A 21,154-nucleotide genomic window follows, 5' to 3' on the forward strand; every position below is an offset into this window, starting at 1 on the left:
AGCTCATCCGGCCGGGTGAGCCGCGGTGCCGGCGGCTTCGGGCTGTTCGGTGACGACATGCGTCGCGACCAGCTTGTCGAGAAACGCGCGGACGTCGCGCGCGCATTGCTCGCGCTCGACCTGATAGCGGTTGAGGACCGCCTCGACGATGTCCGCTTCGGACTGCGGCGTCTCCAGCATTTGCCAGATCACGCCGCCGATACCCGCCATCTCGTAATAGGAGCCGTTCTCGATGTTCATCAGCATGAACTGGCCATCAAGCTCGGTCCACAGCGCGCTTGGGCTTCGTACGAACATCGGGGCTCCTGGGAAACGCGTCACAAAATTTGGGCTGAACTGGCTAGAGTGCCGCAAGCCGGAGGAACACCTCACGGTCAGGGCGTCGCGCAATCCAGCGAAAGCATTTTTCGGTGGGGCGTCCCGCACTGCGTCGAGAGCGCCCCGCCAGAACTAACGTCGGATCAGGAGTACCCGCCGTCGCCGCCGCCGTTGTTGCCGTTGCTGAGCGTGACGTCAGCGATCTTGCCCGCTTCGACCAGATCAGGCGTCGCATAGGCCAGCTTGGCTTCGTTTGCGGTTTCCCGAACGTCGTCAATCACATCGCGCATGATACATCCTTCCAGGACCCTGTGCCCCTGTACGCCGGGCGCTAGCATCGGAGCAGTAGCAAGACAAGCGCGCCCGGCGCAGGGGGACGTCAGAGATCTGCGAAAAGGAACACGAGCGCGCGGCGCGCAAGCGTTTCGACCGCGGAATGGGTGTCCTGGCCCGGCAGGCTGTCGGCAAGTTGCTGCACCGTCAGGGAATCCTCCGCGAGTAGCAGCGCAAGCACCGCCCGCTCCGCATCGGAAAGCGCACCATGCCGTGCCTCCAGCGCCGCTATCGGGACCCTGCGGCGCAGTGCTGGCTGGACGCGCGTGTCGTGGCTGATCGCCTGGGAAAGTCCAAGCGAAAACGGGCGGCACGGTGCGCGGTCGCGGTCCGCTTCGGCAAGGAAGGCGTCGATGTCGAACGTCTCGACCAGTTGGTGGAACGCCGCACGCAGCGCGGCCTGATGCGCAGCGTGGTCGGTAGCATCGCCGAGGACCGGCAGATAGGCCCGGCCGATCTCCTCATGCAGCAGCTTCTGGCCCAGCCGGGTCAGGACATCGGCGCCGGTTGGCGGGGTCATCGTGACGGTGAGGTGCAGCGACTGCGGCCCTTCCACCATCGCGCGATGGACATCGCCGCGCGGGATATAGAGCATGTCGCCCGGCTCCAGCACGCCCTCCCATTCTGGCGGCGGCAGGTCGTCGAGCGTGGAGAAGGTCTGCCCCTTCAGCGGAAACCGCACCTTCTGCCCGTAACACCACCAGCGCTTGCGGCCCTGAAGCTGGAGGATCAGCACGTTATGCCCGTCGAAATGCGCCTTGAACGCGCTTTCGCGGTTGAAGCTGGCATAGGCGTTGGTGTGGGTGTCGCAGCGCAGATAACGTTCGACTATCGCGTTCATCGCGGCGATGGCCGGCACCTGCTTGTCGACATGGTCCAGCACGAGGCTCGCGCCCTGATCGCACAGCGCCTGCACGGCCTCTGGTGCCAGTCCATTGGCGCCGACGCCAACCATTTCCAGCGGCAGCGGACGGCCCTGACGGGCGATGGTGACTTGCCCTTTGCGCAGCGCGTCGGCGGTGATCAGCGTGCCGAGCGTTGCCCAGGGCAACAGCCGCGCAAAGGCCGATGCGCGTTCGGTTGTTCCGACCAGCCGGCGCGTCTCCGCGACCGCAGCGGCGATCTCGGCGGGATCGATCGGGTGAAAAAAATCTCGCAGAGCGGCGCTGGCATCCATCGGGTCGATCTATCGCCAAAGCGGGTCGAGCGCCAGCGGCAGGCCGGTGCGAACATCGCGGGGGAATGCTTGCCGATCCGACGAATTCTCCTATTGCGGACGCTTTCCGGTGGGAGCGCAGCGCGTCGATGGCATCGTCCAAACCCGTTTATGTCCTGGGCGTCGGCCTGTCGCACAATGGCGCGGCATGCCTGCTGAAGGATGGCCGCATCGCAGTGGCGATCGAGAAGGAACGGCTGACCAAGGTCAAGAATGACGGCGGCAACGATGCGCTCGCGATTGCCTATTGCATGAATGCGGCGGGAATCGGCTGGGACGATGTTGCGCTGGTGGTTCAGAACGCCAATTTCGGCAGATTCGCATATGGCGATCGCTGGTATCGTGGCGAGCGCACGATCCCCGAGGGCGTGCGGGTCGAGACGATCTCCCACCATCTCGCGCATGCGTGCAGCGCGTTCTTCCTCAGCCCGTTCGATGACGCGGCGGTGCTGACGGTGGACGGGTGCGGCAACGCCTTTGAGGATTGCATGGACCTGGACGGCGCGATCCTGCCCGAGCGGCCGGAGGGCGAGATGGCGGCGCTCTATTTCGAAAAGGACAGCTATTACGCCGCATCGGGCAGCGAAATGCGGGCGGTTTTCAAGGACTTTTCGCCGCTGGGCCGGTTCCAGACCGACTATCCGATGCACCCCGACACCACGCGTCATTCGATCGGCGGGGTCTATGCCGGTGCCAGCCGTTATGTGCTGGGAAGCATGAGCGATCTCGGCAAGTTGATGGGGCTCGCGCCCTATGGTCAGCCGGGCGCGTTTCGCCATCGGATCTTCGACATTCGCGACGGGCGCGTGTTCGTCGATTATGGCTGGATGGCCGAGTTTCGCGAGCGGATGCGCTCGGCGGCGGACTTCAAGGCGCGGTTCCAGTATTTCGCCGATGTCGCGCGGATGGTGCAGGGCGAGGTCGAGCGCGCGCTGGTCGAACTGGCGCGTGCCCGACATGCGCTGCATCCCAGCCCCAATCTGTGCTTTGCCGGCGGCGTAGCGCTCAACGCCGTCGCCAATACCCGGATCCTGAACGAGACGCCGTTCGAGCGCATGTTCGTGCCGCCTGCCGCCGATGACTCCGGCTTGGCGATCGGCTGTGCCTATCATGGCTGGCGCACGATCCTGGCGGGCGAGGCGGTGCGCGATGGGGGATCGCCATTCCTCGGGCGCAGCTATGATGCAGACGCCGCACAGATTGAGCGCGCGTTGCAGGCGGTCGGCGACAATGTCACGGTCGACCGCCCCGACGATCTGATGGCGGCGATGGCGGACACGCTTGCCGACGGCAAGACGCTGGCATGGCATCGCGGCGGCGCTGAGTTCGGCCCGCGCGCGCTGGGCCATCGCAGTATCCTCGCCGATCCGCGCCGCGCCGACCTGCGCGACTACATCAACGCGCAGGTGAAGTTCCGCGAGGATTTCCGCCCGTTCGCGCCCGCCGTGCTGGCCGAAGACGCCGCGACCTATTTCGATCTCGATCGCGACAGCCCCTATATGCTCTTCGTCGTGCCGGTGCGGGAAGAGTGGCGGAGCCTGATCGGCGCAGTCGTGCATGTCGATGGCACCGCGCGGGTGCAGACGGTGCGGCGGGAAGCGGACGCGGCCTTCCACGCGCTGCTGACTGCGTTCAAGGCGCATAGCGGCATCGGCATGCTGCTCAACACCTCGCTCAATCGCCGCGGACAGCCGATCGTGGAAACGCCGGTGGAGGCCGCGACGCTGTTCCGTGACACCGGGCTGCACGCGCTGGTGGTCGGCCCGTATCTGGTGCGCAAACAGGCATGAGCGCCGCCGCGCTACCGTTCGGCCTCGACCCGCCCGGGATCGAGTATGCCCGCAATCCCTATCCCGCGCTCGCTCGCCTGCGGGACATTGCACCGGTGCACTACGCCCAGGAGCGTGACGGCTGGTTCATTTCCGAGCGCGCCGACATTGCAGCCCTGCTGCGCGACGATCGGCTGGATATTACCCCGGGCAGCTCCTTTGTGGACCGGTCCGATCCGTTTCGCGCCACGGTGGTGCGACGGCTGCGGGGGTGGTTTGCGTCTTCCGAGGCGTTGCTGACGGATACCGTCCCCGTCGCGACCAAGGCATGCATGGCGGCGCTGATCGAGCAGGGCGAAGGTGACCTTGCCCCGATGGTGGCGCACGCCATTCCGGTTCGCGTGATGGCGTCGCTGCTGGGAGTGCCGGCCAGCGACATACCGGCGCTTCAGCACACCGCAGAGGGCTTGCTGCTGGGCTATGACCTCAAATGGACCGGGCGACCGACCGCGTCGGCGCCAGCATCGCGGGTGCTCGACCTGTATTTCCATAGCCATTGGCGCAAAGCCCCTGCGACAGAGCTTATGGATCTGCTTCGCACCACCCAGGCGGAGTTCGCGCTGCCGGATGCCAGCATGGTCGATACGTGCAGCAAGTTGTTCAGCGCAGGGACCACCACCACCGGTGCCGCCATCGCCAATATTCTGGCGCGGCTGCTGAACGCGGGTGCGGACTCGGATGCATTGCGGCCGCCCTATCAGGTCGATGATTTGCTGCGGCTCGACACGCCCGTGCTCGGGATCAAGCGCGTCGCGCGGGCTGAGGTGCAATTGGGCGCGGCGGTGATCCGGCCCGGACAGAGCGTGTGCCTGCTGATCGGTGGGTCGAACCGCATGCCCGTCGGCGCACCGCACGCACCGCCGCTGACCTTTGGACTGGGGCGCTATTATTGCCTGGGCGCGATGCTGGCCCGGCTCGAAATTGGGGCAGTGCTTGACGCCTTTCAACCGATCGCGCCAAAGCTGCGGCTGTCCGGGCCCGTGCGATGGCGGGAGGCCTGGTTGTTACACGAAGCGCGATCCTTACCGGTACAGCTTCACGGAGTATTTGATGCCGACTGAATATCAGCAGACCCTGACCGGATCCTATGATCGCTTTTTCCGGAAAGGGGTTCTCTATGTCGGCGACCGGGCTGAGTCCGGCTACGCCAATATGGGGTTGTTCCTGCCCGACACCGCTGACTTCAGCGAGGCGTGCGACAATATGATGGCGAAGGTTGCCGGCAAGTTTCGTCGACACCAGGGACCGTTGCTGGATGTCGGCTGCGGGTTGGGCGGCACCACCGAATATCTGGCGCGCTCTTTCCCGGTGGATGGCGTGTACGGCATCAACGTCTCCGACTATCAGATCGAACAATGCCGCGCGCGCGTGCCCGAGGCGCATTTCGAGGTGATGCCGGCCGAGAATATGCGCTTCCCAGATGCGATGTTCGATGCGCTCGTCAGCGTCGAGGCGGCATTGCACTTCAAGGGGCGGCGGGAGTTTCTGAACGAGGCCCGGCGCGTGCTGAAGCCCGGTGGCGAAATCGTCGTCGCCGACATGGTGTTTCAGGGCGAGCCTAGGGCATTTCCCAAGGTGCTGTCCGGGCAGGAATGCTATCCTGACCTCGCCACCTATCGCGCGCTGTGGGAATCGTGCGGGTTCGCGGATATCGAAATCGAGGATATCACCGACGCCAGCTGGCGCGCCTATGTCGCGCATTTCAAGAGCAAGGCGCTGGCCGAATTGCTGGCGCAGCGGATCGACGCGGCGACGTTCAACCGGCTGCTGCTGTTCGTCCGCAATATCGAGGAATTGCCGGTGCTGTCCTATGTGGTGGTGAGCGCGCGGACGCCCGAATGAGCGCTCCGCCGCTTCTGCTGACCCGCTATCGCGATGTCCGCGATGCGCTGAACGATGCGCGGCTGGTGATCCACAAGCCGCTCGCCGTCGGCGACGCGGCAACGCACGTTGCGCAGGCCATTGCCGGGGAGCGATCGCACCGCGTTCGCCCGCTGTGGCAGCGGCTGGCGCAACAGCTTCGGCCCGAAAAAGTGGTGACGCTGAACGCGTTCGTCGAAGCCAGTATCGACCGGATCGCGGGCGAAGCGCGGGCGCGGGGCGGTATGGAGGTGGTGAGCGAACTGGCCTTTCCGTTGCCGGTGGCGGTCATGGCCGAACTGCTTGGCCTGCCGGATTCGGATCACGGCCAGCTGCGGCCGCTGTTCGAAGCGATCACGCGCGGTCATGACATCGGATCGACCGAGCCCGAGCGGCAGCAAGCGCGCTTTGCCCAGGCGGCCGTTTCGCGCTGGATCGGGACGCGGATGGCGCAGGCGCGCGCCACGCCGATGGTGGACGCGATCCGGGCGGTCGCCGAGGAAGAGGGGATCGAGCCGTCGCTCGTCGCCTATTGGGGCACGATGCTGCTCTACGCCGGCAGCGCCACCACCCGCGATCTGATCGCCAATGCGATCGCGTTGCTGATCGACCATCCGGAGGTGGCGCAGCAATTGGCCGACGGAACGGTGTCGGTCGATGCGGTGATCGACGAGGTGCTCCGGCTGGAAGGGCCAGTGCGGGGCATCGGGCGTGTGGCGACCGCGGATGTGGTGATCGGCGATCATCGGATTGCGTCGGGCGATCTCGTCTACCTGATGCTCGCCGATGCCAATCGCGATCCCGATCGGTTCGCGGACCCCGACCGTTTCGATCCCGCGCGTACGGCGGGCGGGCATCTGGCGTTCGGATCGGGGGTGACGCACTGCCTTGGTGCGCATCTGGCGCGGCTGGAGGCGCGCATCGTGCTCGACCGGCTGCGCCCGCTGCTCGACGGCGCCACCCGGGCTCCGTCAGATGACTGGAGCCCGGTACGGCTTTTGCGCCAGCGCAACAGCCTGCAAATCGCCTTCTGATACTGCGCGGTTGATCCGGTCAGCGCTCGGCACGGATCATTGCGATGCGGCGTGCGAACTCGGCTTTCACTTCCGGGGATGCACGCGACGCCTGAACCAGCGGCACCAGTCGGGTCGATCGCTGGTCGAACTCGGCGATCAGCGTGGCTAGGCGCTCCGGCTCATAGTCGACCAGCTGGCCGAACTGCCCTGCTAGCGAGACATCGTCGGGCAGCGGTTCGGGCGCGGGCCAGTGGTCCTTGAGCCACGCAACCGCCGCGGCGGTACGCTTCATGCGATATGCGAGGCCCTCGATGCGGGTGTCCGGGGCAAATTCGACTTGTACGTTCAACTGCGCGTCGGCGGCGATTGCGGGAACGACGATGCGGGCGGTGAGCGCGTTGCCAACATAGTGCCAGCTCCCTTCGCTCGGCTGGTCGGATCGCGAATAGCTGGCACCGTTCACCGTGACGCGGGTGGGCAGCGTTGCAGCAGGGAACTCGATCGTGATCTGCCGCGCCGCCGCCATGCCCGGATAGCGCCCTTCGCGCGGGTGGACGGTGAGCTGTGCCTGCCCGGTGTCGCGCGCGCTGGTGATCGGGGTGAAGCTGTAGGCGTCGCCCCGATAGCCCTCGCTGTCGCCGGCATCTTCGTAGAGGCGCGTGCGTGCGGACCCGCCGGGGAGGACGCGCAGGACGAGCTTGCTCCCGTCGACCTGTTGCAGGTTCTGCATCGACGGCGGGTTCATCGGGATGACCGCGCCGGCGCGCACGAACAGCGGGATTTCGTTCAGCAGATAGTCGCGCACGATGGTGCGGCCGCCCGACAGGGTCTCGCCACGGTTGCTGTCATACCATTGGCCGGGTGGCAGCCAGATCGAGGTCTGGGTCACGCCATCCTTCCCGGCCTTGGTCACCGGAGCCAGCAGCATGTCGTCGCCGAACATATACTGCCCGCGCTCGGCATAGGCCTGCGCCTGATCCGGCCATGCATAGTAAAGCGGGCGCAGGATCGAGACGCCGGTGTCATAGGCCTGGCGCGAGGCAGTGTAGATATAGGGCGCCAGCTGGTAGCGCAGCGCCACCGTGTCGCGCAGCGTCGAAAGCACCTCGGGCGAGAAGCGCCATGGCTCCTTGCGCAGGTTGCCGTCCTTCGCCGAATGGGTGCGCAGGATCGGGCTGAACGCGCCGAATTGCATCCAGCGGACATAGAGCTCGGGATCGATCTTGCGCTGCTCGGGGGCCAGGCCGTCGGCGAACATGTGGCCGCCGATGTCGTGGCTCCAATAGCCGTACAGCACATTCGACGCGGTCGCGGTGAAATAGGGCTGATAGGCGAGCGAGTCCCAGGTGATCACCGCATCGCCCGAAAAGCCGATCTGATAGCGGTGATTTCCAAGGCCGCCCCAGCGGTGATAGATCAGCGCGCGATTGGCATCGGCCTGCTGCATCCGGGTGTAGAACAGGTGGTTGAGCCACCAGGTGTTCGACAGGCCGGGCATCACTTTCGATTCTGGCCATTGCTGCCAGTCGAGCCACCAGAAATCGACGCCCTGCGCGGTCAGCGGGTCGAGCGTCAGCTTGAACCAATTGTCGACGAAACGGCGGTCGGCGCCTTCGAACGGAACCGCCTTGCCATCGGTGACGCCCATCGCCTTGGCGAATGCCGCATAGGTCTCCTCGCGCGGGGGGATGCCCGAGGCGGGGTGTAGGTTCAGCGTCGCCTTGACCTTGCGCTGCTCAAGCCAGCTCAGGAAGCGCTTGGGATCGGGGAACAGGCTGCGGTTCCAGCTATAGCCGGTCCAGCCAACACCTTCGCCGACCTCGTCCTTGACGACATAGCGGGGGTCCCAGCTCAAATCGTCGGTGCGATGCCAGTCCATGTCGATGACCAGCACGTCGAGCGGGAAGCCGGTGCGGTCGAGGTCGCCGACCAGATCGCGCAGCTCGCGGTCGGAATAATTCCAGTAGCGCGACCACCAGTAACCGAACGCAAAGCGCGGCGGCATCGGCTGGCGGCCGGCAACCTTGGCGTAATCGCCGAGGGCGGTGGTGTAGTCGTGACCATAGCCGAAGAAATACAGGTCCTGGCAATCGCCACAGTCGCGCTTCTGCACCCACGGGGCTTCCCGGTCACCGTCGAACACGAACGAACTGCTGTCGTCGACGACATGCCAGCCATCGCGCGAGATCAGGCCCTGGCCGAGGTCGAGCCGGGAGCCGTTGTCGATCTGTCGGTCGCCCGAATAGCGGTCGAGCGTGCGGGCGGTGCCGTGGAGATTGCCTGTCGCGGCAGTGCCGGGGCGCCAGCTGAATGCGGGCTTCAGCGTGCGCGACCGGACGCTGAGATTGGCGGCGGTGAAGCGTCCGCTGTCGAGAATGTAGGACATTTCGAGAGCGTCGGTGCGGATCACCAGCCTGCCGTTCTCGACCGTCGTGGTGAAGCGCGGAACCGGCTGCTCGCGGTCGATGAACACCTGTGACGGCGCATCGACGAAGCGGGCGGTGGGCGACCATTCCATCCGGATCAGCCCCGATGTCAGCACGGTGAACCGCGCCTGGCCGCGCGTCACGGTGGCGGCAGCGGCGGCGCGGCCCTCCATGTCGAGCGACTTGGCCGCGACGGGCGTCGCCAGCGCCAGTGCCACTGCGCTCAAGCCGAACGCGGCCCACGCTTTCCCTTTGCTCAAAACGGCCTCTCCTTGATCTTGCTGTATGGTTTTCAGGCTGGCTCGACGCCGAAGCGCCATGCGATCTGGTTGCGATAGACCTGACCCGGCTCCAGCCGCACCGATCCGAACTCGGGGCGATTGACGGTGTCGGGGAATTGCTGTGGCTCGAGCGCGATGGCGTCGCCCATGCGAAGCATCCGCCCGCTTTTGTTGACCGAGCTGCCGTCGAGGAAATTGCCCGAATAGAATTGCAGGCCCGGCTGGGTGGAATGGACCTCCATCACTCGGCCCGAGACGGGGTCGAGGACGTGCGCCATCAGCCGCAGCTGATCGGCAATGTCGTGCGCGACGACCCAATTGTGATCATAGCCGCGCCCGATGCGCAGCTGCGCTTCGCCTGCATCGCGGACGCGCGCAGCGATCGGCGTGGGCGCGCGGAAGTCGAAGGCGGTGCACTCCACCGGGCGCAGTTCGCCGGTCGGGATCGCGGTGGCATCGGTGGGGAGGTATTGGCCGGCGGGGATGGTCAGGATATGGCCGAGTGCGCTCCTGCCGCTGTCTTCGCCGGCGAGGTTCCAATATGCGTGGTTCGACAGCGCGACGACCGTGACCGTATCGCTGACCGCGCGATAATCGACATGCAGCGTATTGGCAGCGTCGAGCGCGTAACGTGCGGTGACGTTCAGCGTGCCGGGATAGCCCTGATCGCCATCCGGGCTGACATGGCCCAGCGTGACCGACGCCGCGTCGTCGGTGTCCAGCGCGAGCACTTGCCAGTTGGCCTTGTCGAAGCCCTGATCGCTGCCATGGAGAGAGTTGGGGCCGTTGTTGGTCGGCACGCGGTATTCGGTACCATCCAGCATGAAGCGCCCGCCCGCGACACGGTTGGCAAGGCGACCGACAGTCGATCCCATGAACTGCGGCTGGTCGACATATTCGACGAGCGTCGCATGGCCGAGCGCCACGTCGCCGAGATGCCCGTCACGATCGGGGACGCGCACCGAGTGGATCGACGCGCCATAGGTCAGGATCGTGGCCTCAACCGCGCCGTTGCTCAACCGGATCAGTTCGACTCGCGCGCCGTTCAGCATGCCGAAATCGGCGCGGTTCACAGTGAAATTCATATGCGGCTCCCGACCGCGATAAACGGTCTTTCCTCTTGAGCTGATTTATATGATAAAAGACGGGAAAGGTCGAGTGGGCGTTTTGACCCGACCGGCCAGGATGATGGAGCCAAGGGAGTTAGGCATGGCAAAATACGGGTTTCTGGCAGTGTTGGCGCTGACCTGCACCGCGTTCGCACCGGCGAAGGACGATGCGCCGTTTGCACCGGTACTGGAGGAGGATTTCGCCGATCCGTTCGTGATGCTGCACGACGGCACTTTCTATGCCTATGCGACCAACCCTCCGGGCAATGTCGCGAATGTGCAGATGGCGACTTCGACCAATCTGGCCGACTGGGCGCTGGTCAAGACCGGCGGCAAGATCCACGACGCGATGCCGACGCTGCCGGTGTGGGCGCGCGAGGGCTTTACCTGGGCGCCGGAGGTGCAGCGCGTCGCCAATGGCTTCGTAATCTACATCACCGCACGCGAGAAGGAGAGCGGGCTCCAATGCGTCGGCGCGGCGTTCGCCAGCGACCCCAAGGGTCCATTCGTGTCGACCGAGACCGAACCGATGATCTGCCAGCGCGATCTGGGCGGCACGATCGACGCCGCGCCGTTCCGCGATACCGATGGCACGCTGTACCTCTACTACAAGAATGACGGCAACAACCCGAAGTTTGGCAATCCGACCGATATCTATGCGCAGAAGATGAGTCCCGATGGGCTGAAGCTGGAAGGCCCGGCCGTCGCGCTGCTGCGCAACGACAAGCCGTGGGAGGCGCATGTGATCGAGGCGCCGACGATGGTGAAGACGCCGACCGGCTATGCCATGTTCTATTCGTCCAACCATTATGGCTGGGAGACGCATCAGCGGCTGTCGCCCTATGCGATGGGCTGGGCGAAGTGCGACGGACCGATGGGGCCGTGCACCGATGCACCTGAGAACCCGATCCTCTACAGCTACAACAAGCGCGACGTGGGGTGCCTGAGCGGGCCGGGGCATCAGAGCATCTTCAATGTCGGTGCGCGTCAGTTCGTGTCGTTCCACGCCTGGGCCGCGACCCCGGGGTGCCGCAAGCTCGACAACAAGCGCTATCTGTATGTCGCGCCGTTGCTGTGGAAGGACGGCAAGCCCGCTGTCGGTGTCAGCATCCGACCCACCGCCAAGAAGTGATCGCGCTCAGCCCGCCCGCAACCGCGAGAGCAGTTGCGGGTAGGGCGGCACGTTCTCCGTCGCCTGTGCGAGACGGGAGGCGAGCGCATCCATTGCGTGGGCAGCGCGTGCCGGGTGGATCGAGGCGGTGAGTGGGTCGATTGCATCCGGCGTCAGGCCAAGACCGATCAGCGACGCGAGCCATGCGTCTGCCTCGAACGGCTCGCCCTCGAACGGGGGAAGGCGACCGCGGCGTTGGAACTGTTCAAGCGTGCGGGCGAGTCCTTCGGGAAGCGGGGCGGTCATCGTCCCGACGCGCAGATGGTGGAGCGCGTGGAAATCGCGCATCCGCGTCGAAACCGCCCGGCTGCGGCGGTTATATTCGGCGATCTCTGCTTGGCCGAAGTCGCGCCCGGGCAACAGGTCCAGCGCCAGCAGGATGGCATCGTGGGTAAGGTGGAGTGCGGTGCCGAACAGCGGGTCGATCGCGGTTGCGGCATCGCCGATCGCCAGAACGTTGCCGATCCCCGGCGTGCGGCGGCCGAAGCGCACGGCGACTCCGCCAGGCTCGTCGTTGAGTTCGATTACCCGCGTCCGGTCCCCGAGCGGCGAACGCCAGCGCCAACCGTCTGCGGTTGTCTCGGCGCGGTCGAGCGGATCGACGGCATCGCCCGGCACATCGCGCACTGCCATTGAGCGGCCCGGAAGCCACGCATCCCATGGCTCGAACTCGGCGTCATCGGGGAAGCGCAGCAACGCCTGCGGCCCCGAGCAGTCGAGGTACAGGTCGGCGGTGACACGACTGCCATCGGCTGTACCCACGGCAGCGATCGCACCATCCTCGCCGCGCTCCACGGAGGCGAACGGCGCGTGGCGTGGTAGCGGGGCTGTCAGCGTGTCGAGCCGCGCGCGATAGCGGGGTGGATCGATGCGCAGCGCGTAGAGAAATCCGCCGAGCGGGGAGGCGGGGTCGGGGCTGGGATGGGCGTACTTCCCCGCCGCGCCGAGCAATGCCGCCGCGCCGTAGCGCCAATAGGGTGCCGCCGCTCCCGCCTGAAACGCACGATGCCACAGCGTGTGGAACGGGATGTCGCCCGCCTTCAGGCCATGTTCGCCGAAGCCATGGACCCAATCCTGCCCCACTTGTGGCCAGTTGCCGAACTGTGCGCCGAGCAGATGCGTCGCGATGCCGTCGCGTACCAGCTCCCGCTCATCGAGGCCGATCGCGGCGTGAAAGCGGTGGATGCTCGGCCAGGTCGCGCACTGGATCTCCGCGACTGCTGCCGGGTCTGGCGTGGCCGGTACGATCGTCACGGCGACCTGCGGCAAAGCGCGGGCGAAGGCCGCCGCCGCCGACAGGCCGACGATCCCGTCGCCGACCACGCAGACCGAGCGGATCGCGCGCGCGCTCATGCGACCCGGCCCAACGCTGCGTCATGGCTGGGCATGTCGCGCACAGCTGCAGCGACCTGTGCGCGCAACTGGTCCAGCGCACCGCCGAGTTGCGCCGGGTCGATCGAATCGACGCGTTGGTCCCACTGGCGCGGCGTGATTCCCTGGCCGAGATAGACCGCGAGCCAGCTCGGTTCGAAGAACAGCCCCTGCGTGTAGTGCGCGACGCGGCCGGATTCGCGGAACAGTTCCATCTTCTCCGCCAGGCTGTCGGGGATGCGCATCGTCCGCATGTCGTTCCAGAACGGCGAGTCATCGCGCGTCGTCGCGTGATAGTGCAGGATCAGGAAATCGCGAATCCGGTCATATTCAAGGTCGACCATGCGATTGAACTCGTCGCGATCGGCATCGGCAATGCGCCCGTCGATCGGGAACAGCGCGATCAGCTGCTCGACCGCGCCCTGCGCCAGATAGATGCTGGTGGATTCGAGAGGCTCGAGAAAGCCAGAGGCGAGGCCGACCGACACGACGTTGCGGTCCCAGCTGCGCGCGCGGCGCCCGGCGCGGAAGCGCAGGATGCGCGGGTCGGCGAGCGGCGGGTTCTCAAGCGCGGAAACGAGGGCCGTGCTGGCCACATCCTCATCAAGGTGCGCGGACGAGAAGACATAGCCATTGCCGACCCGGTGCCGCAGCGGAATGCGCCAGCGCCAGCCCGCCGACATTGCGGCGGCGCGGGTATAGGGCTCGATCGGCCCCTCGGGGGACGGGCAGGGGGCTGCGACCGCGCGGTCGCACGGCAGCCAGCGCGACCAATCCTCCCACGCCGACCCGATCGCCCCGCCGATCAGCAGCGCGCGAAAACCCGAGCAATCGACGAACAGGTCGCCCTCGACCCGCTCACCGCTAGCGAGGGTCAGCGTGGATACATCCCCCGACATCGGGTCGAGCGACACATCGACGACACGCCCTTCGGTCCGATCGACGCCGCGCGCGAAGGCATAATCGCGCAGATAAGGCGCGAACAAAGTCGCATCGAACTGATAGGCATAGCCGTAGCTCGAGCGCAGCGACGCGGCGTCGTTGGTCGGCGGGGCGAACCTGCGCTGCGCCGCCATCTGGTTGCACAGCGAATAGTCGAACAGCGTGTCCTGCCGGCCCTGTGCGCGCATCCGCAGCCAGTAATGGTGGAAGGGGACTCCGTTCAGCGGTCGGCCGAAATTGCCGAACGGGTGAAGATAGGCGTCGCCGATCTTGCCAAAGTCGCGAAATTCGATGCCGAGCTTATAGGTCGCCTGTGTCACGCCCATGAACTCGGCCTCGTCGATCCCGAGCATCGAGACGAACGCGCGCAGATGGGGGAGGGTCGCCTCGCCAACGCCGACGATGCCGATATCCTCGGACTCGATCAGCCGCACGCTGCAGGCATGGGGGAGCCGGCGGATCAACGCCGCTGCCGCCATCCACCCCGCGGTGCCGCCGCCGACAATGACGACCCGCGTGCGTGGCCGGTCGTCGCGGGGGGCTTTGCTGCTCATCCCATGATCCTCAAACGACAGGAGCCGAAGAGCAAGGCTCTCCGGCTCCCATGTTGATGCCAACCGCTCCGATCAGAGGCGGAAGCGGATGCCCACGGTGAGGGTCGATTCCTCGTAGCGGACGACGCGCGGATAGGTGGCAGTGAATGCCCCGGCGGCGGGCAGGGCATTGCCGACCGTGTTGGTCCGCGTCAGCGTCGAGCTGAACGGATCGCCGAGGATATTCGTCCAGTCGCCGAACACCGTGACCGCGGGCATGACGTCGTAGCTGACCGAGAGATCGAGCCGCTTAACGGGATCTGCCTCTTCGGTGTACAGGTGGTCGCCGCGCCGCTGATAGGTCAGCGGGAACGCACTGCGCCAGTTGTAGGCAAGCCGCGCATACAGGCCATTGGCTTCGTAGAAGGCAGCCGCGTTGAGCGACCAGTCCGACACGAACAGCAGCTCACGGTTGACCGTTCGGATCAGCGGCGAGCCGTTGAGTTGGGCGTCGTCATAGCTGAAGTCGGAACGGGCATCGAGGTTGGTGACGTTGCCCTGAAGACCGAACTGCGGCAGGCCAATGAAATCGAGGAACGTCGAGCCCTGGATTTCAAAGCCGCGGATGCGGCCTTTGCCGGCGTTGATCGGGGAGCCCAGGCGCAATGGGGTGCCGTCCGGAAGCGTACCCGTAAAGGTATTCCCTTCGATGAAGCCCTCCATGTCGCGGTGGAAGACGCTGACCGAAACGAAGCCGTTGCGCGAGAAATAATATTCAAGCGCGGCGTCATAGTTGCGCGACGTGAGCGGGTTCAGGAACGGGTTGCCCCCATTGCCCGTGCGATAGCATCCATCAGGGATCGGGGTTTCCGACAAACAACCATTGGTATTTGGCCGGTCGAGCGTGGCAGAGGCGCGAAGGTCGATGAAATTCGGGCGCGTTTGGGTCTCGGTAAAGGCCAGACGTGCCTGAATCTGCGGCGTGAAACGGATGCGCGCGTTGATGTTGGGCAACCAGGCTTCGAACTTGCGCTCAACGGCCGTTGGCGTCTGCACGCCAGGAGCGTCGCCTGCGGGCAGCAAGAGGCGCGTGCCCGACAGGTCAAGATCGCTTCGTGCATAGCGCAAGCCGATCGTACCATCGATGCTGGCTTCACCGCCCAGCGGAATCTCATAGCGCAACTGGGCGTAGGCGGCGAAGTGCTTCTCGTTCGCCTCCCAGGTCTGCTGCGGATCCGCCGGAGGCGCGCCAGTCAGGCCGGGCTGATTGAACTCCCGCAACTGCGCCAGATTCGCGCGAATGCTGTCATAGGTCGGCGAGAGCCAGGTCACGATACCCGGCTGTGGGTCGGCACCGCGGAACCCCGCGTCGAACAACTCATAGGTCAGCGGCACAGCCGAGAACGGGCGACGGTCGCCTTCACGATCAAAATAGCGGTTCCCAAACTCGCGACGCGCGTCGCGGTCGGTGTAGCGGATACCGGCTTCGAACGCCTTCACCCACGGCATTTCGGTTTCATAGGTGACGTCGACGCGGGCCTGCCAATCCTTGCCCTTCGCCTGCTGCGCTTCCTCGTAGAAGCCGCGATAGACATAGTTGGCGGGGTTGCTCGCGTCGAAACCGGGGATCGAGAAGACCGCGCCGCCATCGCCGCTATCGGCATTGGTATCGAACACGATCGTCTGCGGGCCAGCGAAGGCATAGTCGACGCTGGCGGTCGATCCGGTGAAGGTGGAATCGGTTCGCGCGACGTCCGCGGTGATCTTGAGGCCGCCGGTCTCGAAGCTGCCACCGACTGCGAACTGGTAGGTATCGGTCGTGTTGTAGGTGCCGCCCTGATAGCCCTGCACGCGGCGCGGATTGGTAACCGTCGCGCTCTCTAGCAGATCGGGTCGATCCGGCACGGTTACGGCGTTGGAGAAGCCTGACCCGCCCCACAGTGCCGCTTCCATCTCACGCGACGACAGCTTGTTGCGGAAGCCCTGATACAGACCCTCGACATAGAATTCGAGGCCGGGGCTCGGGCGCCATTGGATCGCGCCGTTGACCGAAGGACGCTCGCGATCGCCTTCGTCATAGGTCACGCGCTGAATGTCGGGAAACTGCGTGCCGCCCGGTCCGCCGCCAGCGACGAAATCGGTGTTGGACCGCGTCGAATCCCGATAGTGCATGCTGGTGTAGGACAGGCCGAGCAACGCGCCGATCTCACCGCCACCGACGTCCCAGCGATCCGAGACCATGATGTTGGCGTTCGGGTTATAGTCGCGCGCTTGATAGGTGTAGGTCATCCATGCCGACCCGGCGACGTGGAAGTCGGCGAAGTCGAACGGACGGCGCGAGCGCACGTTGATGAGGCCGGCAAGGCCCGGCTCGACCAGATTGGCGGTCGAGGTCTTGTACACCTCGATCGCGCCGATGGCGCCCGAGGGGAAATCCTGCAGCGCGACCGAGCGCGTTTCGGCGGTGAAGATCTCACGGCCATTATAGGTGGTGACGAAGTCGGGAAGACCGCGGACAAGCACGCGTCCGGCTTCGCCGCCACCGCGCTCCACCTGCACACCCGGGATGCGGGCGGCGGTGTCGGAAACGGTGATGTCCGGGAGCTTGCCGATATCCTCGGCAACGATCGCGTCGACAATCTGGGTCGAGTTGCGACGGATATTCTGCTGCGACTCAAGCGACTGGCGGTAGCCGCTGATGACGATCTCGTCGCCTTCTGCGGCCGGTGTCTGCTGCGCTTCCGGCGCTGGCGTCCCGCCTTCCTGCGCCCATGCGGGTGCGGCGGCTAGCATGATTGCGGCGGCAGAGCCGGAACAGCGGATCAAGGTTCTCAAACGCATCGATGTCCTCCCCTTCGATAATTCACAGCACGCCGGTCGCTTGGTCAGCGACTCTTCTTGTGGTCGCTATAGAAGCGCGCTCCCGGCGCTGACAAGGTAATTATAAGATTTATCGGATAATGGTGTCGCGTCTTGGGTCACCACTCCGCGAAGCTGCCGTCTGCCTGTCGCCAGATCGGGTTGCGCCAGCGGAATTTCTCGGCATGCGCCTTGCGCACTGCGGCCTCGTCGATCTCGACGCCCAAGCCCGGCCCGGTCGGGATCGGCAGGAAGCCATCGACCGGCGAGAGCACGTCGGGATTGGTGCAGAAATGCAGCAAATCGTGGCCCTCATTGTAGTGGATGCCCAGCGACATCTCCTGCAGCACCACGTTGGGCGTACACCCGGCGAGCTGCAGGCAGGCGGCGAGCGCGAGCGGGCCGAGCGGGCAATGCGGGGCGACCGCGACGTCATAGGCCTCGGCCATCGCGGCGATCCGGCGGCATTCGCTCAATCCGCCGGCATGGCTGAGATCGGGCTGGATGATGTCGACCGCGCCGCTGGCGAGGAACGGCTTGAAATCCCAGCGCGAATAGAGCCGCTCGCCGAGCGCGATCGGGGTGCTGATCTGGCTCGAAATCTGCGCAAGCACCTCGGGGTTTTCCGACAGGATCGGCTCTTCGATGAACAACAGCCCAAGCGGCTCGAGCTGCTTGGCGAGCTGCTTGGCCATCGCGCGGTGCGCGCGACCGTGGAAGTCGAGCCCGACATCCATGCCGACTGCCTGTGCGGCGAGAACCCGCTCGAGCACATCGTCGAACCGGGGTGCGGTGAGATAGTCGAGTTCGGAGGTCGCGTTCATCTTGACCGCCGAGAAGCCCTGCGCCTTGCGCGCCGCAGCAGCTTCGCCGACATCGTCGGGGCGGTCGCCGCCGATCCAGGCATAGGCGCGGACCTTGTCGCGGACCTGCCCGCCCAGCATCTCCCAGGCGGGGAGGCCGTAATGGCGCCCCTTGAGATCCCACAGCGCCTGATCGAGCCCGGCGAGCGCCGACATCAGCACCGCGCCGCCGCGATAAAAGCCACCGCGATAGGCGACCTGCCAGACATCCTCGATCCGGCGCGGGTCGCTGCCGATGAAGCGATCGCGCAGCGATTCGAACGCGCCATCGACTGCTTCGCTATGCCCTTCCAGGCTCGCTTCGCCCCATCCGAAACAGCCATCCTCCGCCTCAACGCGGACGAACAGCCAACGGGGCGGAACGTGAAACGTCTCGATACGCGCAATCTTCATGGTCACCTCAAAACCCCACCCGGGCATTAAACCTATTTATCCGATAAATTATATCTAGCAAGGCCGGGACGCGCCTGTATGATCCGCAGCGATGGGAACGAGACGCAAAGCGAGCCGCCGATGAGCTGGCGCGAGGGGTATGTCGCGGTCGATTGGGGCTCGACCAATCGCCGAGCCTATTCGGTGGATGCCGATGGCCGGGTGATCGCCAAACTGGAGGATGCCAAGGGCGTCCTGTCGGTCGGGCCGGGCGGATTCGAGTGTGCTGCTGCCGAAATCCGGGACGCCTTGGGCGACTGCGCGATGCTGATCGCGGGGATGGCCGGGTCGAACCGCGGCTGGCGCGAGGCGCCTTATGTCGACTGCCCCGCGGATGCGCAGGCGCTCGCACACGCGATCTGCTGGATCGAAGCCGGGCGGGTCGGCATCGTACCGGGCGTGTGTCAGCGCGGTCCGGGCGCGGACGTGATGCGGGGCGAGGAAGTGCAGGCGCTGGGCGCTGTAACCGCCGGGCTGGTGCCGGGTGACGGGCTGATCTGCCATCCAGGCACCCATGCCAAATGGATCGCGATGCGCGGCGGGCGGATCGACGCGTTCCGAACGATGATGACCGGCGAACTGTTTGCCGTGCTGCGCGATCATTCGATCCTGTCGGCGCAATTGACCGGCGATGTCGGCCCCGACGCAGCCTTTGCTGCGGGCGTTGCCGATGCGCTGGGTGGCGCCGACCTGCTCGCATCGCTGTTCGGCATTCGTGCACGGCACTTGCTCGGGGGCGGGCGGAGCGACGCGGGCTATGCCAGCGGCCTGCTGATCGGCAGCGATGTGCGGACCGCGCTCGCGGGCCGGGCACCGGGCGCCACTGTCGCACTCGTCGGCGCGCCCGCGCTGTGCGCGCTGTATTCCGCCGCCCTCGGCCAGGCTGGGACGGTCGGCAAAGTAATCGATGGCGAGGCCGCGTTTCTGGCCGGCATTCGCCGCATCACGGAGTTTCTATGACTGGTTCGCTTGACGCCTTCACCACCCACTTCGCCGCTTGCCCGCTAATCGCGATCATCCGCGGCGTCACGCCGGACGCGGTCGAGGCGATTGGTGACGTACTGGTTGAGGCGGGCATCCGCATCATCGAGGTGCCGCTGAATTCTCCCGATCCGTTGGTGAGTATCGAGCGGCTGGCGCGCCGTCTGGGCGATGCGGCGCTGATCGGCGCGGGCACGGTGCTGACGGTGGATCAGGTGACGCAGGTCGCGGATGCGGGGGGGCGGATCATCGTATCGCCCTGCGTCAATACGACGGTGATCGCCGCCACCGCTGCGGCGGGGTTGGTCTCTGCGCCGGGCTATTTCACTCCCAGCGAAGCCTTCGCCGCGCTCGATGCAGGCGCGCACGCGCTCAAGCTGTTTCCCGCTGAGGTCGCATCGCCCGCCGTCGTGAAGGCGCACCGTGCGGTGCTTCCGCTCGAGGTGCCGCTCGTCGTTGTGGGCGGAATTACCCCCGATGCGATGGCGCCCTATTTCGCGGCAGGTGCCGACGGGTTCGGGCTGGGTGGCGCGCTGTATCGGCCGGGACAGACCAGCGCCGAGGTCGCCGCGCAGGCGCGCGCGTTCGTCGCGGCGATCGGAGCACGGTGAGGTGATCCGCGTCGCCATCATCGGGTTCGGCAAGATTGCCGCTGACCAGCATCTCCCCGCCATCGCCGCCGATCCGCGCTTCGAACTGGTTGCGGTTGCTACGCCAGCTGGCGATCCGGGCGTCGGCGTGCCCTGGTACAGCGACGCTGCGGAACTGCTGGCCGCGATGGACGGGGCGGCGGACGCGATTGCGATCTGCACGCCGCCCAGCGCGCGCCATGACTTCGCCCGTGATGCCTTGCTCGCCGGGTTCGACGTGCTGCTCGAAAAGCCGCCGACGACGACGTTGGGCGAACTCGATGCGCTCGAAGCGCTGGCGCGGGAGGGGGGCAGGGTGCTCTACACCGCGTGGCACTCGCAATTTGCGCCAGGGGTTGCCCCGGCTGCTGCGCTGCTGGCGGATGCAGCGATCGACTCGCTGCACATTTCGTGGCGCGAAGACGTGCGAAAATGGCATCCGGGGCAGGAGTGGATCTGGAATGCCGGTGGGTTCGGCGTGTTCGATACCGGGATCAACGCGCTGTCGATCCTGTCGCGGGTCGCGACGATGCCGCTGCTGGTCCGCTCGGCCACGCTGTCGGTACCGCACAACCGGCAGGCACCGATTGCAGCCACGATCGATTTCATCGGTGGCGACTGGCGCGCCGAGTTCGACTGGCGGTTCGATGCGGGGGAGGAATGGATCATCCATATCGTCACGCGCGACGGGCGGGGGATCGAATTGCGCGATGGTGGCGCGCGGCTGACGGTCGACGGGATCGATCAGGCGCTGGACGAAGACAGCGAATATCCGCAGATTTACGACCGGTTCGCGACGCTGATCGACGCGCGCGCAAGCGAGGTCGATCGCGAGCCGCTGCGCATCGCTGCCGACGCTTTCATGGTTGCCCGCCGCGAAAGCGTTGCAGCATTCGACTGACCCGCGTTACTAACGCCAATGATGCTCATGACTGCCATAGTTCGATCGGCGCACCCGCGCCGCGCCCGGAACGGAGCCTGACCG

The 21,154-nt window shown here is 65.8% G+C and carries 17 protein-coding genes; 8 read left to right on the plus strand and 9 right to left on the minus strand.

The window, feature by feature from the left end; all coding sequences use genetic code 11:
* Positions 1-3 precede the first annotated feature (3 nt).
* The 3 genes from VGN66_RS15240 to VGN66_RS15250 all read right to left on the minus strand — a co-directional run bounded on the left by VGN66_RS15240 (position 4) and on the right by VGN66_RS15250 (position 1,828).
* On the minus strand, positions 4-297 hold the full coding sequence (locus tag VGN66_RS15240) for a PqqD family peptide modification chaperone (protein ID WP_327519666.1): 294 nt from the start codon (positions 295-297) through the stop codon (positions 4-6).
* 164 nt (positions 298-461) lie between these two features.
* Positions 462-608, minus strand: coding sequence for a hypothetical protein (locus VGN66_RS15245; RefSeq protein WP_327519667.1), 147 nt, complete (start codon positions 606-608; stop codon positions 462-464).
* A gap of 89 nt (positions 609-697) precedes the next feature.
* Complete coding sequence (locus VGN66_RS15250; RefSeq protein WP_327519668.1) at positions 698-1,828, minus strand: JmjC domain-containing protein; 1,131 nt, start codon at positions 1,826-1,828, stop codon at positions 698-700.
* Between the two features lie 128 nt (positions 1,829-1,956).
* Between VGN66_RS15250 and VGN66_RS15255 the strand changes: the two genes are divergently transcribed.
* The 4 genes from VGN66_RS15255 to VGN66_RS15270 are packed head-to-tail and all read left to right on the plus strand — an operon-like array spanning position 1,957 to position 6,590.
* A complete protein-coding gene (locus tag VGN66_RS15255; protein ID WP_327519669.1) occupies positions 1,957-3,657 on the plus strand; it encodes a carbamoyltransferase family protein in 1,701 nt (566 codons plus the stop codon).
* Positions 3,654-4,757: a hypothetical protein gene (locus VGN66_RS15260; RefSeq protein WP_327519670.1), complete on the plus strand. Its 1,104-nt coding sequence runs from the start codon at positions 3,654-3,656 to the stop codon at positions 4,755-4,757. The genes VGN66_RS15255 and VGN66_RS15260 overlap by 4 nt, the downstream gene beginning before the upstream one ends.
* Positions 4,747-5,538, plus strand: a complete 792-nt coding sequence (locus tag VGN66_RS15265) for a class I SAM-dependent methyltransferase (RefSeq protein WP_327519671.1) — start codon at positions 4,747-4,749, stop codon at positions 5,536-5,538. Before VGN66_RS15260 ends, VGN66_RS15265 begins: the two co-directional genes overlap by 11 nt.
* The gene (locus tag VGN66_RS15270; RefSeq protein ID WP_327519672.1) at positions 5,535-6,590 is read left to right on the plus strand and encodes a cytochrome P450; all 1,056 of its coding nucleotides are present in this window, start codon (positions 5,535-5,537) and stop codon (positions 6,588-6,590) included. The genes VGN66_RS15265 and VGN66_RS15270 overlap by 4 nt, the downstream gene beginning before the upstream one ends.
* 19 nt (positions 6,591-6,609) lie before the next feature.
* Here the strand turns inward: VGN66_RS15270 and VGN66_RS15275 are convergent, their stop codons facing one another.
* Both VGN66_RS15275 and VGN66_RS15280 read right to left on the minus strand, forming a co-directional pair.
* Positions 6,610-9,258: a TIM-barrel domain-containing protein gene (locus VGN66_RS15275; RefSeq protein ID WP_327519673.1), complete on the minus strand. Its 2,649-nt coding sequence runs from the start codon at positions 9,256-9,258 to the stop codon at positions 6,610-6,612.
* Positions 9,259-9,290: 32 nt separating this feature from the next.
* Positions 9,291-10,364 (minus strand): aldose epimerase family protein, encoded by a 1,074-nt coding sequence (locus tag VGN66_RS15280; protein ID WP_327519674.1) that lies wholly within the window; start codon positions 10,362-10,364, stop codon positions 9,291-9,293.
* Positions 10,365-10,488: 124 nt separating this feature from the next.
* Between VGN66_RS15280 and VGN66_RS15285 the strand changes: the two genes are divergently transcribed.
* Positions 10,489-11,520: a glycoside hydrolase family 43 protein gene (locus VGN66_RS15285; RefSeq protein ID WP_327519675.1), complete on the plus strand. Its 1,032-nt coding sequence runs from the start codon at positions 10,489-10,491 to the stop codon at positions 11,518-11,520.
* Positions 11,521-11,526: 6 nt separating this feature from the next.
* On the opposite strand, the gene VGN66_RS15290 is transcribed toward VGN66_RS15285, so the two are convergent.
* The 4 genes from VGN66_RS15290 to dgoD all read right to left on the minus strand — a co-directional run bounded on the left by VGN66_RS15290 (position 11,527) and on the right by dgoD (position 18,520).
* A complete protein-coding gene (locus VGN66_RS15290) occupies positions 11,527-12,912 on the minus strand; it encodes a tryptophan 7-halogenase (protein ID WP_327519676.1) in 1,386 nt (461 codons plus the stop codon).
* Positions 12,909-14,426, minus strand: a complete 1,518-nt coding sequence (locus VGN66_RS15295; protein ID WP_327519677.1) for a tryptophan halogenase family protein — start codon at positions 14,424-14,426, stop codon at positions 12,909-12,911. Before VGN66_RS15295 ends, VGN66_RS15290 begins: the two co-directional genes overlap by 4 nt.
* Positions 14,427-14,498: 72 nt before the next feature.
* The gene (locus tag VGN66_RS15300; protein ID WP_327519678.1) at positions 14,499-17,246 is read right to left on the minus strand and encodes a TonB-dependent receptor; all 2,748 of its coding nucleotides are present in this window, start codon (positions 17,244-17,246) and stop codon (positions 14,499-14,501) included.
* 137 nt (positions 17,247-17,383) lie between these two features.
* Entirely contained in the window at positions 17,384-18,520 is a 1,137-nt protein-coding gene (dgoD, locus tag VGN66_RS15305) for a galactonate dehydratase (RefSeq protein WP_327519679.1), read from the minus strand.
* A 78-nt stretch (positions 18,521-18,598) separates the two neighbouring features.
* Here dgoD and VGN66_RS15310 point away from each other — a divergent pair, with 78 nt between their 5' ends.
* Genes VGN66_RS15310 through VGN66_RS15320 form a run of 3 tightly spaced genes read left to right on the plus strand, consistent with a single transcriptional unit; the run spans position 18,599 to position 21,070 of the window.
* Positions 18,599-19,519, plus strand: coding sequence for a 2-dehydro-3-deoxygalactonokinase (locus VGN66_RS15310; RefSeq protein WP_327519680.1), 921 nt, complete (start codon positions 18,599-18,601; stop codon positions 19,517-19,519).
* Positions 19,516-20,151, plus strand: coding sequence for a 2-dehydro-3-deoxy-6-phosphogalactonate aldolase (locus VGN66_RS15315; RefSeq protein ID WP_327519681.1), 636 nt, complete (start codon positions 19,516-19,518; stop codon positions 20,149-20,151). The genes VGN66_RS15310 and VGN66_RS15315 overlap by 4 nt, the downstream gene beginning before the upstream one ends.
* A gap of 1 nt (position 20,152) precedes the next feature.
* The gene (locus VGN66_RS15320) at positions 20,153-21,070 is read left to right on the plus strand and encodes a Gfo/Idh/MocA family oxidoreductase (RefSeq protein ID WP_327519682.1); all 918 of its coding nucleotides are present in this window, start codon (positions 20,153-20,155) and stop codon (positions 21,068-21,070) included.
* The last annotated feature ends 84 nt before the right edge of the window (positions 21,071-21,154 follow it).

The organism is Sphingomonas sp. (assembly GCF_035998645.1).
GTDB lineage: Bacteria > Pseudomonadota > Alphaproteobacteria > Sphingomonadales > Sphingomonadaceae > Sphingomonas.

Bases quoted from the DNA above. Each gene is read 5' to 3' on its own strand.
- VGN66_RS15265 (WP_327519671.1), top strand. From the start codon at position 4,747: ATGCCGACTGAATATCAGCAGACCCTGACCGGATCCTATGATCGCTTT.
- VGN66_RS15295 (WP_327519677.1), bottom strand. From the start codon at position 14,426: ATGAGCAGCAAAGCCCCCCGCGACGACCGGCCACGCACGCGGGTCGTC.
- VGN66_RS15250 (WP_327519668.1), bottom strand. From the start codon at position 1,828: ATGGATGCCAGCGCCGCTCTGCGAGATTTTTTTCACCCGATCGATCCC.
- VGN66_RS15310 (WP_327519680.1), top strand. From the start codon at position 18,599: ATGATCCGCAGCGATGGGAACGAGACGCAAAGCGAGCCGCCGATGAGC.
- VGN66_RS15300 (WP_327519678.1), bottom strand. From the start codon at position 17,246: ATGCGTTTGAGAACCTTGATCCGCTGTTCCGGCTCTGCCGCCGCAATC.
- VGN66_RS15270 (WP_327519672.1), top strand. From the start codon at position 5,535: ATGAGCGCTCCGCCGCTTCTGCTGACCCGCTATCGCGATGTCCGCGAT.
- VGN66_RS15255 (WP_327519669.1), top strand. From the start codon at position 1,957: ATGGCATCGTCCAAACCCGTTTATGTCCTGGGCGTCGGCCTGTCGCAC.
- VGN66_RS15285 (WP_327519675.1), top strand. From the start codon at position 10,489: ATGGCAAAATACGGGTTTCTGGCAGTGTTGGCGCTGACCTGCACCGCG.
- VGN66_RS15260 (WP_327519670.1), top strand. From the start codon at position 3,654: ATGAGCGCCGCCGCGCTACCGTTCGGCCTCGACCCGCCCGGGATCGAG.
- VGN66_RS15280 (WP_327519674.1), bottom strand. From the start codon at position 10,364: ATGAATTTCACTGTGAACCGCGCCGATTTCGGCATGCTGAACGGCGCG.
- VGN66_RS15315 (WP_327519681.1), top strand. From the start codon at position 19,516: ATGACTGGTTCGCTTGACGCCTTCACCACCCACTTCGCCGCTTGCCCG.
- VGN66_RS15290 (WP_327519676.1), bottom strand. From the start codon at position 12,912: ATGAGCGCGCGCGCGATCCGCTCGGTCTGCGTGGTCGGCGACGGGATC.
- VGN66_RS15240 (WP_327519666.1), bottom strand. From the start codon at position 297: ATGTTCGTACGAAGCCCAAGCGCGCTGTGGACCGAGCTTGATGGCCAG.
- VGN66_RS15245 (WP_327519667.1), bottom strand. From the start codon at position 608: ATGCGCGATGTGATTGACGACGTTCGGGAAACCGCAAACGAAGCCAAG.
- dgoD (WP_327519679.1), bottom strand. From the start codon at position 18,520: ATGAAGATTGCGCGTATCGAGACGTTTCACGTTCCGCCCCGTTGGCTG.